This window comes from Maricaulis sp. (assembly GCF_015665295.1).
GTDB lineage: Bacteria > Pseudomonadota > Alphaproteobacteria > Caulobacterales > Maricaulaceae > Maricaulis.
In genome coordinates this window covers 1-11,652 of the sequence record NZ_JADFAJ010000017.1, presented here as the reverse complement: position 1 = coordinate 11,652, position 11,652 = coordinate 1, and the positions used below count along the sequence as shown (strand labels likewise).

General features: G+C 63.1%; 4 protein-coding genes. 2 read left to right on the top strand and 2 right to left on the bottom strand.

Annotated features, from left to right (window positions below; genetic code table 11):
• A partial coding sequence (locus tag QZZ02_RS09255; RefSeq protein ID WP_291843888.1) for a VCBS domain-containing protein occupies window positions 1–3,604 on the bottom strand: 3,604 nt, incomplete at its 3' end.
• Between the two features lie 894 nt (window positions 3,605–4,498).
• On the opposite strand from QZZ02_RS09255, the gene QZZ02_RS15070 reads away from it, so the two are divergent.
• Together QZZ02_RS15070 and QZZ02_RS15065 are read left to right on the top strand one after the other, a co-directional pair.
• Window positions 4,499–4,612, top strand: coding sequence for an integrase core domain-containing protein (locus QZZ02_RS15070; RefSeq protein WP_366511525.1), 114 nt, complete (start codon window positions 4,499–4,501; stop codon window positions 4,610–4,612).
• Window positions 4,613–4,630: 18 nt separating this feature from the next.
• The gene (locus QZZ02_RS15065; protein WP_366511524.1) at window positions 4,631–4,777 is read left to right on the top strand and encodes a hypothetical protein; all 147 of its coding nucleotides are present in this window, start codon (window positions 4,631–4,633) and stop codon (window positions 4,775–4,777) included.
• A gap of 317 nt (window positions 4,778–5,094) precedes the next feature.
• Here QZZ02_RS15065 and QZZ02_RS09250 read toward each other — a convergent pair.
• A partial coding sequence (locus tag QZZ02_RS09250; RefSeq protein ID WP_291843887.1) for an autotransporter outer membrane beta-barrel domain-containing protein occupies window positions 5,095–11,652 on the bottom strand: 6,558 nt, incomplete at its 5' end.

The window sequence follows — 11,652 nt, the reverse complement described above, 5'->3', positions numbered from 1 at the left end:
ACAGCACACTGTCCAGCGTCAGCGTGTCATTCGTGTCGACATCGCTCACAACCGACAGGACGTTCAGGCCGATATAGCCCTGGTTCTGCTCAACAACACCCGCATCCAGCGCGATAGCGACCGGCGCATCATTCGCACCATTGACGACCAGGGTCAGCGTGTTGGTCACGCTCGCACCGAAGTCATCGACCACGTTGAAGGTCAGCGTGACCGTCTCGCTCTCGCCTTCGGCCAGGTCCGTGAACTGGTTCGGATCAAGCGAGAACGCACCCGTCGATCCATCCAGCGTGTACTGAACCGTCCGGTCACCATTGCTCGACGCGATCTGGGCGTCGGTGATGGTGAAGCCGGCCGAGTTGCTGGCGTCCAGGAAGCCGCCATTGTCGATGTCATAGACATAGCCGCCGGAGATCAGGTTGAACGCGAAGCCGCCATCATCTTCGCTGATCTCGTTGAAGATCTCGAAGGTGATCGGCGCGTCATTACGGCCTTCGGCGACGAAGGTCACCGTGTTCTCGACCGTTCCGCCGAACGCGTCCGAGACAAGATAGGTGATTGTCACCGTCTCCTGCTCGCCCTCGGCCAGGTCATTGAAGTAGCCCGTGTCGACGATGATGTCGTTGCTGTCGATGAAGTAGTCGAAGGTCCGGTCCGGGTTGGACGTCTCAACCGACAGCACACTGTCCAGCGTCAGCGTGTCATTCGTGTCGACATCGCTCACAACCGACAGGACGTTCAGGCCGATATAGCCCTGGTTCTGCTCAACAACACCCGCATCCAGCGCGATAGCGACCGGCGCGTCATTGGTGCCAACAATGTTGATTGTGACAACCTGCTCCGCGCGCCCGCCGCGCCCGTCATCAATGGCGACCGTATAGGTCTGGGTGAAGACTTCACCCTCGCCCAAAGCGTCGAGCTGGTTGGGGTCGATATAGAAATCCCAGGCGACCTGGCCAGCACCATCTCCAAAGGAGTCATCCGTCAGATAGGCGTAGAAATCTCCCATCTGATCACCTTCATTGGAGAAGAACTCCACAAAGTGACCATCAAAATTATCGACATCACCGAACTCGATCGTACCAGATGCATCCGACACTGCCGGCGGTCCATCGGGCGCATCCACGACATCAGCACTGTCAACTGCGCTGGTGATTTCCACGGCGTCATTGGTGCCGAAGATACGGACATTGACCAGCTGCTGGGTCACGCCGCCATTGCCGTCATCCAGCGTGACGATATAGCGCTGAAGCAGGCGCTGACCTTCCGACAGGAACTGGACATCCGCCGGATCCACCGCGAACGACCAGGCGATCTGACCTTCGCCATCACCGGTCGAGGCATCCAGAACCGACGCTTCGAATGAACCGTAATAGCCCTCGTCCACCGGCGTGAAGGAGACAATATGGCTATCGCTCAGGTCAATGTCGGAGAATTCGAGAATGCCGGACGCTTCCGAGATCTGGTCCTCGACCGTATCGCCCAGCGCGAAGCTTGTATTGATGACCGGCGCGTCATTGCTGCCGGTAATCGTGATTTCGACGTCCTGCGTCGCCTGGCCGCCCTGACCATCATCAATCGTGATGGTGTAGCTCTGCGTCAGTGTTTCGCCTTCGCCCAGATACTGGACCGCCGGATTGCCGACCGCGAAGGTCCATGTGACCTCGCCGGAACCGTCACCCGTCGAGGCATCCGACACAATGGCGGTCAGCTCGCCCAGATAATCGGCGCCATTGGCCGCTACGGACACCGCATGGGCATCGGACAGGTCGACATCATCGAAGGTGATCGTACCACTGTCAGTCAGATCGCCATTGGATGCGCTATCGACGCTCAGTTGCAGCGTGTAGTCACCGAAGGACTGCGCACCATCATAATTGGTGACAACAATCGTGTACTCGCCATCCGAAGGCGCGGTGAACTGAAGATAGGAATCCTGCGTGAAGATCGAGCCCGCTCCACCCGAGGCCAGAACCGCATCGTCATTGCTGTTGAGCAGATTGCCTTCTGAATCATAGATATAGATCAGCGCGTCCAGACCGAATCCGGCCGGATACCCCGGCGTCTGGACATTCGGGTCGCCAAGGCCGGCCGCAAAGTCGATATCCAGCGTGACAATCTCGCCGGCCGTCAGCGAAATCGCATAACTGTCCTGCTCGCCCGCCGCTGACACAGAGCCTTCAATCGTGATCGAGGGAAGGGCCTCATTGCCAAGATTTTCGTTCGGCGCAATCCGAAGGTCGCCCCGGTCGATGAGCTGGACCTCGCCCTGCACACCTTCCTGAATGACCGGCGTCGCGTCGGCCGCCTCACCTTCAAAGACCAGATCGTCTTCAGTCACACCGCCACTGGAAACCGCCGACGTCACAACAGGCGCATCATTCGCACCCGTAATCGTGATCGTGACGGTAGCCGTATTGGTGGCACCGTTCGCGTAAGTCACCTGATAATCAAAGCTTACGGTCGCGGTTTCACCCGCCGCGAGGCTTTCGAACGCTCCAGCCGGGTCATAGGAGTAGGTGCCATCATCATTGAAGACGAGAACGCCCTCTGCAGGTTCGGTACCTGCCACCACAGCGACGCCGGTAACATCCGCATTGCCAAGGTCATTGTCGAGGACCGAGACGAATGCCGTTGCCCCGGCATCCTCACCAATGCTGGCCGCGTCATCGATTGTCGCATGAACATTGACACTTTCGAACTCACTTGCTGTCAGCCCGAAGCTTGAGAAGGTGAAGGCATTGCTATTGGCCTCACCCGTGGACGCATTGGTATTGGCAGCGATAAATTGACGATAGGCCTCAATCTCGTCCGCCGCGGCAGCGTATTCCTCTCCGGTCAGGAAGAGCGACAGCTCATCAATCCCGTCACCGCCCACATAGCGGTCAGTCGCGCCAACATTCTCCGCCGCCGTGTACGCGGCCACATCATTCCCGATACCAGCATGGACCTGGTCGTCACCGGCGCCGCCGTCGAGGTAGTCATCAAAGCTCCCGGTGTCGCCCGAACCCGAGCCCTTGCCGGAGCCCGAACCTTTGCCCGACCCCTTGCCCGAGCCTTTGCCCGAGCCTTTGCCTGAACCCGAGCCCGCACTGACAACCGAGTCTCCCCAAAGCACGTCATCGCCCGTGCCGCCGAGAAGCGTATCATTCCCCTGGCCACCGACCATGAGGTCGTCGCCCGCGCCACCGTCGAGATAATCGTCAAAGGAAACCGGCGCACCAGAGCCGGACCCGCCGCTGCCACTGCCCTTGATGCTGTCGCCATACATGGCGTCATTGCCGTCACCACCGAACAGCGTGTCAGCACCGCTGTCGCCGACCATTTCGTCATTGCCGAGGCCACCGGTCAGATAGTCATCGCCCTGACCACCATCAATTTCATCATGGCCTGCGCCACCATCAATGATGTCGTTATCCTTGCCACCATCGATCTCGTCATCGCCAGCGCCACCATCGATGACGTCGTCCCCCGCACCACCCTTGATTTTGTCGTCACCGCCGAGACCGAAGATCGTGTCATGGCCGTTCTTGCCATCAATTTTGTCGTCACGCTCCGTACCCGTGAGCGTATCGTCGTTCTTGCCGCCTTTGATGGATTTCGCCATGTCAGTCTCCAATTCGGGGCCATACTCGGCCCACGGATTCCCAAGTCACCCAAGACCCCTCCGTCGTCGGATCGGGCAGTCTTGGCGATCGGTTTCACGATGATTTTTGGATTGCCGAAGAAGTCGGCATCCCCCCAGAAGTTTGACGTTAGTCTGTATTTTGAAACCAAATCAACCGGACTCTCCTAAGGGGAGTATGTTCAGCTTCGAATTATCCGGCATGAGGAATTGTCGGCTCCAAGCGTGTTCTGTTAACGCGGACAGGGCTTCCCCACGCCCGATACGCTCGCTAAACCGCTGACGCATAAAATTATTTAGAAGCACCGAAGAAAACCGGAGCGTTCACACTTTGCACGCACCACCTCACGCTACCGGCAGCCGTCCCACTTGAAGATCGAATTGCGAGAATGGTTTCGTCGAGCCAAAGCGCCGCAGTTTGGAAACCCCGACTGGCCCACGATGGGGTTCTGCCATGTGTGGACGGCCCCTTTTCTGCAAGATCTGATTGGAGTGATTTTTGGTGTCTTCAGACGAAACCGGATCGGTCTCGAAGGGCCGGGTTTTATCCTAGTATCAGTCCGCGAGTTGACGCCATTCAGCCAGGGCTGCGGATCGGTTCTGCTTGAATGTTTCTCTGTGGTTTAGGTGAGGTTCGTGGCTAAAGCGGGTGTGGACCGATGGCCGAGCTGAGATGAATTTCCGAAGCGTCTTGAATAACTGTACCTGTCCCAATTGGTTCGCAGCCGCAAGGTGGTCGGCTGGGCGGTGGCCAGTCATCTGCGTGCCAACCTGGCGCTGGAGGCGTTCGAGATGGCGCTGGCGCGGCGCGACATGGTGGCCGGCGAACTGGTGCACCACTCCGATCGCGGCGTGCAATAGGTCTGCGGCGACTATATCGGGCGACTGCAGCGTGCCGGCATCCAGCCCTCGATGAGCCGGCCCGGCTGCCCCTATGACAATGCGATGGCGGAAAGCGTCATGAAAACGCTCAAGCGCGAGGAGGTCTAAGCCGCCGATTATCGCGATCTGGACGAGGCGCGCGAGAAGATCGGCAGCTTCATCGAAACGGTCCATAACCGCCAGCGTCTGCACTCGGCTCTGGCCTATGCCTCGCCGGTCGAGTTCGAAACCGCATCCGATCCACAGGCCGCCAACCGGCAGCCCGGGAGATGATGCAAACCCACTGTCCCCAGCTACCGGGACTCACGGACGGGGTGCAGTCCAGGGGCAAGTGGTTGTTCCTGCCTCCCGAAAACCCGTGACGCTTCAAACACCTCGCGCGCAAAGCCCAGAATCGCACCCGAGAGGCCGCAAGGCTGCGCCTTGGAAGCCTGCTCGGTGCGTTTTCGCCTACCCAATGCGCAATACCTCAGGAAACGCTTCATCCTGAAACGTTCCCGCTCCAGGGAACTGCGCCCGCCCTCAAGGCGAGTTCCCCTGACAACACGCCTGACCGGTTTGCCGCCCACAAGCGCCGGTTTGCGGCAGCGCTAGAACCGCACGCGGAAGTCGAGACCGGTTCGGTGGAGTTCGGTATTCGCTCCGAACTCGCCGCCATAGCTGAAGCTGACATTGACCCGATCACCATCGACAATACTGATGTCGGCGCCCAGCTGGTAGACGACCTCATCGAGCACTGTGCCGATCATTGCCGGAGCGGCGGTCGGATTGGCGCCGGTGAAGCGGATCGGCAGTTCCACCCGGTCACTCGAGCTGACCCGGGCCCCCACGGTCAGCGAGACCGCGCCCTGGGCGGTATCGCTCTCATGGAAGACATGGCCCAGCCGCACGACCGGGTTGAGCGAAGCGATCAGCTGAGTGTCGCGGATCACCTGGACACCGAGACCGTCGAGGCCCGTCTCCGTCAGACCGCTATGACGCAGTGCCGTCAGGCCCAGACCCAGTGACGGATTCGCGAAGACCGAACCGGTGCGGAAGACATTGCCGACATGTGCGTCGAGGCGGACATGGCCAGTCTGCGGTTCCGACAGGCCGAGGCCCGGCTCAAACACACTCACCGAACGCGCCGTTTCAAGCCAGGACCAGCCCCCGGACACCGAAGCGCCGTAATAATGGCCGTCGGCATTCTGCCGCTCCAGCCCGAGTCCGGCCGTGAAGCCCTGGCCGTCAGACTTGGCGCGACCGCCATCGATCATGGTTTCATTGATCTGCTCATAGCCGATCGCGACCGCCACTGACCAGTCATGGCCCAGCGGCTGCTGGAAGCCGCCGCTGAAGCGGGTCGAGCCGCTATCAACCCCGAGGTTTTCGAAGCTGGACGTCCGGTCGCGCGAGGATTGCACCAGACGGCTCCAGACGCACTGGTCATCCCGGGAACTGACGGCCGAACCGCAATTGAACAGATCACCGGACATGGTGTTGGCCGAAGCCAGCTGGCCTTGCAGCGCCGCCAGGTGCGGTTCCGGATTGAGTTCGGCAAACACGGCCTCGTACAGCTCCACTTCGCTTTCTTGCATATTGCCGAGGAAGGCCATCAGTCGGCCAATCCCGGCCGAACCGCCGGCCTGGATCGCCGAGTCCATGTGGCCGCCGAGCGCCCGACCATTCCGGTTCAGGCTCGGCAGACCGAAATCGGTATCGATCAGCAAATGCACGCCGGCTGCGTCGGCTTCGATGGAGAAGTCGACCGCCAGCGTGTCGGTGATCGCCAACCCGTTGTCGAACCCGCCCCCGGCAGTGGCAAACAAGGTCACCGGTGCATCGGTCTCCAGCCAGGTCAAAATAACGTCGCCGGTTCCCGCCACAGTCGCCGTGCCGGTCACATCGACATGATCGGAAGCATAGGGACCAAAGGCGACATCAAAGGCCAGATGTCCGGCCGCGGTCTGCTCGAAATGGCCATCCAGCGCGACGGTATTGATCACCCGTACGCCGTAAAGCAGGTTGGTCTGCGGATCGCCCATCGCGTCGAAATTCTCGAACTCGGCCCCGTTGAGCAGATCGATCGGCAGCCGTGAGGCCGACAGGCCCATTTGGAAGTCACCGGAATTGCTGAAGCTTGCCGCATTGAGCGCCGGGGCCGAAACCGCCGGACCCGCTGCCCCCATGAGCTGAACTGGGGCTCCGCCATCGATCGACATCGCCGTGGCGCCCGGATCGAGCACATCCATCACTGCGGGCGCTGTGCCCTTGGGCAGCGTGATCGCTTCAGGTTGAGCCGCTTCGGCCCCGCCATCGACCAGAGTCGCCGCGGCGCTCGGGTCGAGCCCATCCATCACCACGGGCGCGTCACCCCTGGCAATCGTGACTACTTCGGGCCGGGGCGCCTGGGCCTCGCCGCCCACCATCGCCAGGCCGCCATCAAGCGAAGCCGGGTCCGTGACCGGTGACAGATCCATCACCGCAATCTTATTGCTTGCCGGGGCCGGGGCCGTCATCAGCCGGTTGAGGCTCGACATCGCCTGGTCGAGACTGATCATGGTCTGCGAGGCAGGCGCCGCAATCGTGTCGAGGGCCGCCATCGCCTGATCGAGATTGACCAGAGCCGGCGCACCGACCGCCCCGACAGCATCGCTCACCTGGCCCAGATGGGACGGATCGAGCCCGTCCATCACCATGGTGCCGGACTTGGACACGACGGGTTCAGCCGATACGGGATCGGCCATGACTGGTTCGGCCGAAACCGCAAACAGTGGCGTCTGTATGACCGGCGCCGGATCGCGCAGATCGATGGAGTTGATCGCGATGAAGGTCGAACCGGCGCGGTTGTCGAAGGAATTGATCCCCGAACCCAGATCGATATTGCCGACCACAAGTCCGGTATTGATCACCGCATCACTGCCAGTGCTGGCTTCGATGGCGAGATTGGACACTGCCGAGATCGAACCGGAGGAGGTGAACACGTTGTTCGCTCCGCCATCAATCCACAGACCGCGGCCCGTGCCGCTACCACCACGCACCAGGCCCGACAGTTGGCCGAGAATATTACCAGCGCCATCGCGGCCGATGCTCTGGGCAAACACGCCGGTTGCGTCCAGGCCAACAGCCCAGACCGTGCCGTCAATGGCGAAGTCGATCGCCCCGCCACGGCCAGCGCCGCCAGCCGAACCGGCAAAGCCGCCATCAACCCAGCCACCGCCGCCGCCGAGCGACTGGGCGATGATGCCGAAGGCTGCCTGGCCGCCGGTGATGATATCGCCGGCCTGGGTAAATCTGATTGCCCCGCCATCGCCGACACCGCCATCATTGAGCACAACGGACGTCTGCGCATCGGTAAGGACAACGCCGCCGCCGCCGCCAATGGACTGCAACAGCACGCCGTGCGAGCCGTCGCCGGCTGTGGAAATCGCACCATCATTGATGAACAGCACGTCGCCGCCATCGCCGGACGCATTATTGAGACCGCCCAGCGTGGCTTCGAGCGTGCCGACACCGCTGGCACGGACTTCGCCGCCACCGCCGCCGATCGATTGCGCCAGCAGACCGGTCGAGCCGGCGCCCTGGGTGAAGATGCCGCCGGAGAAGCGCGCCGAGACGGTGCCGCCATCGAGCGTCGTGCCGCCATCGCTGCCCAGCGAGGCCAGCATGGTCGAACCGGCAGCACCGGCCCCGATCAATGTGACCGAGGACGAACCCCCGCCGCCGCCAATACTCTGCAGAATGGCGCCAGTCGCATTATTGCCGGTCGTGGAAACCTGGCCGGCTTGCAGCCGGGTGACCGCGCCGCCGGCTTCGATCGTACCATTGGTCGAGCCAAGCACGACGCCGATCTCACCCAGGCGCGAGCCTGCGACTGCATCGACAAAGATGTTGGAACGGCCACCGCCGCCGCCGATCGACTGCATCAACAGGCCCATGGAATTAGCCCCGTTGGTGAGGATGCCGCCGGTGTGGCCGGTGGTGAGCGTGGCACCGCTATTGCTGACGCCACCGACGCCGCCCAAAACGGCATAAATGCCCGGGGTTTCAGCCGCCGGCGCCGCCGCGCCTAATCCGGCCTGCGAGCTTGGCTCGCTGGCGAGCTGCAAGCGCAAATCGCTGGTCCCGCCGCCACCGCCGATGGACTGGCCCACCGCGCCGGCACCATTATCGCCGCCCGCACCGAGCGTGCCCGAAGTCTCCACCAGCACACTGCCAGAAGCCATGTCGCTCACGCCCGTGGCGCCCAGGCGCGCAAAGCTGAAAGCGGATTCCGCGAGACTGATCACCTTGCTGACGCCCGGGATCGAGGCCAGAACATCGACGATCTCGAAGGTCACCGACCCGCCGCCGCCATTGATGCTTTCCGCCTTGATCGCCTGGGCACCGTCACCCATCACAGTGATGTTGCCGGTATGATTGACGACAACCGTTCCGCCCAGCCCGCCCGAGCTGCTATTGACCGCGCCGAGCAGGGTGTTCAACGCTCCGGACGCCGCTTGCGTGACGCCATTGGTACCACCACCGATTGCCAGCTGGGCATTGCCGCCGCCGCCGCCGACGCTCTGCGCCAGGATGCCATGCGCCCGTGCGCCATAGGTCACAATGCTGCCGGTATTTTCCACGGTGACATTGCCGGCATTGCCGCCATCGCCACCCTGGCCGCCGACGGCGATGATCGAAGCGCCGCCGGGACCTGCACCGACGATACCCGCCGCGGAGAGCACCAGCCCGCCATTGCCGCCGCCGCCGGCAGCCGACTGGGCGAAGATGCCGTGCGCCTCGGTGCCCGTTGTCTGGATGAAGCCGTCATTGACGACGCGCACATTGCCCGCCGTGCCGCTGACACCGCCTTGGCCGCCGATATTGAGCCCCAGCACGCTGCTCCCGGGAGCGCCGGCCAGCGCCGTGAAGGCAAGTATCGAGCTGCCATTGCCGCCGCCGCCGCTCAGGCTCTGAGCGAAGATGCCGTAGGCCTTGCTGCCGGTGGTGTAGATCTGCCCGGAATCGGACGCCGCCGTGGTGCGGTTGAAGACTGTCACGTCGCCCGAACTGCCGCCCGCGCCGCCGGTTCCACCGATATTCATCACTGTCCGGCGCGCCGCTGCACCACCGGAACCGCCGAATACCGCGTCGATAACCAGGCCGGCATTGCCGCCGCCGCCGCCGATCGACTGGGCCGTGATCCCGGTCGAATTGGCCCCGCCGGTAGAGATCAGACCCTCATTGGTCACCGTGACCGCACGGCCCGGTCCGCCGACAGCGCCGTTGCCGCCGAGATTGAACGTAGCATCCGTACTGTCGCCGCTGCCCTGGCGGCTGCCATTGATGGCCAGGCCGCCATTGCCGCCACCGCCGCCGATGGACTGGGCACGGATACCGTTGGAGTCCGCTTCGGCGGTGAAGATATAGCCGGTATTGATGACATCGACGGTATTGCCCGCCGAGCCGTTGGTGCCGCTGCCGCCGACATTGACGGTCATCGTCACCGAGCCATTGTCGGCGTCGCCGCCGGACTGGTTTGAGAAGGTGCGGGCATTGCCGCCCGTCCCGCCGCCGCCGCCGATGGACTGCGCCAGAATGCCGTCGGAATCGGTTCCCAGCGTGCTGATGAGACCATCAGAGCGCACGGTGACCCGGCCCGAGATATTGCCGCTGCCGCCGCTGCCGCCGACCGCGATTGCGAGAGATTGTTCGGCCTGGGCGCGGAAATTGCCGGCAGATCCGCCAGCCCCGCCGCCGCCGCCAATGGACTGGGCGTGGATGCCGTGGGCAGATTGTCCCTCGGTATAGATGCTTGCCGCCGAACTGACTGCGACGTCTCCGGAAAAGGCGCCGGTACCGCCCTCCAGCCCGACCGCGACATTCACTTCGCCGCCGACAGACGCGCCGACCGATGTAGTGCCGCTATTGCCGCCGCCGCCGCCGATCGACTGTGCGAGCACGGCCGTGGAACGCTGGCCGGAAGTCTGGATCAACCCGTCGGCAAAGACATCGACCCGGTCGCTCGAACCGCCTGCTCCGCCGCGGCGCCCGATCGAAATGTCCAGCGAATCGCCGCCGCCACCGCCGAGATATTCCTCGAAGCCAATATCCTCCAGCGCCTCGACGAGGTCGAAGGCGGCATTGCCGCCGCCGCCGCCGAGCGATTGCGCCAGCAGGCCGACAGAATCCTCGCCCTCGGTGACGATGGTGCCATTGTGATTGACGAACACGGCCCCGCCGGTACCGGCCGCGCCGGCGCCGCCGCCCATGTCGAAGGAGAAGGCCTTCTGTTCATCGGACAGGTAACCCAGGCCGAGATTGTAATTGGCATTGCCGCCGCCGCCGCCGACCGACTGGGCCAGCAAGCCGACGGAATCCTGGCCGGTGGTGAGGATCACGCCGAAGTGGTCGACAGTCACCGTATTGCCGAAACCGGCTCCGGCGCCGTCGCCGCCAATGGTAATATTCGCCGCCTTGGCGCCGCTGCCATCATTGCGCGAGCCGATGAAGGAGAAATTCATTCCGGCATCGCCGCCGCCGCCGCCGATCGATTGTGCGATCAGGCCAAAGGAATCATCGCCGAACGTCTGGATGACGCCAGTGTTTTCGCCACTCGGTCCGGAACCGCCCGTGCGTGGCACATTATAGCCGCGCGTGACGCTGACCGTGCCGGCATTGCCGCCGGAGCCGCCGAAACCGCCGACGCCTGCCGCAATGGGATTGCCGCCGCGCGAGGCGACGCCGGTGATATTGACCCCGCCCTGGCCGCCGCCGCCGCCAATGCTCTGCACAAGAATGCCGGTGGTATTGCCCAGGTCACGGGTCAACTCCGGCGCATCCGGAACGCCAGCGCCCGGCTCGGCCTGGTTGCGGGCCACGACATTGCCGGTGCTGACCAGGCTGACATTGCCCGCATCGTCGCCGCCGCCGGCAAAGCCGCCAATGCCGATCGCGACTGCATAGCCGTTCGACGAGCCCAGCGCCATATTGCCGGAGACATTGAGACCGCCGGCGCCGCCGCCGCCACCGACACTCTGGACCAGCACGCCAACCGACTGCTCGCCCTCGACGAAGACATCGCCATGGTGCTCGACATCGACCGTATCGGCCCGATTGCCGGCGCCGCCAAAGCCGCCAAGCCCGAAGGTCAGCGAGGAATCATTGCCGGAATTGGCCGAGCCTGC